Source organism: Enterobacter sp. IF2SW-B1, assembly GCF_001743375.1.
GTDB classification, from domain to species: Bacteria; Pseudomonadota; Gammaproteobacteria; order Enterobacterales; family Enterobacteriaceae; genus Enterobacter; species Enterobacter bugandensis.
In genome coordinates this window covers 1-508 of the sequence record NZ_MJAA01000197.1, presented here as the reverse complement: position 1 = coordinate 508, position 508 = coordinate 1, and the positions used below count along the sequence as shown (strand labels likewise).

1 pseudogene is annotated in these 508 nt (G+C 45.1%); it reads right to left on the bottom strand.

Annotated features, from left to right (window positions below):
* Positions 1-215: pseudogene (locus A6013_RS24185) on the bottom strand (DinI family protein); the annotation flags it as partial.
* Between the last annotated feature and the right edge of the window lie 293 nt (positions 216-508).

Genomic DNA, 508 nt, shown 5'->3' with positions numbered 1-508 from the left:
ACGGACTGGCCAGCCAGCCGATCTTTATCGAGAGTAATGTTCACCCGAACGTTACTCTCTTTTTAGATTCGTTCCGTAACAGGCGATGCCGAGAAAACAACGGTAAAGGAGTTGTTCTTGATTATATTCCCCCGCGCAATCTCAGCAATCAAATTGAGGGCAATCTCACGATCTCTTTCCTGACTCGTTCCTTCTGTCGTCAGCCGAGCAATCATCTCGTCTCGTTCAATCATGACCTGCTCGTTCTACTCTCTGTCCACACAACCTCCACCACGAGATACTGTATAAACATACAGTAGCATGTATTCATAAAAAGAGTGAAGCGAAAAATCAGAACCTTTAACGGTATGTACATGATATCGATATAGATTAGTGTACTCGACTGGTTAACAGATCCGTTAAATACCCAATACGTTCAAGGATTTTCCGCGCCTTTTCCTGATAAGAACACGCTGCAGGAAATAGCGTTCCGTCAGCTGCGCCCCTGCACCATTTGTCGTTAAAACGG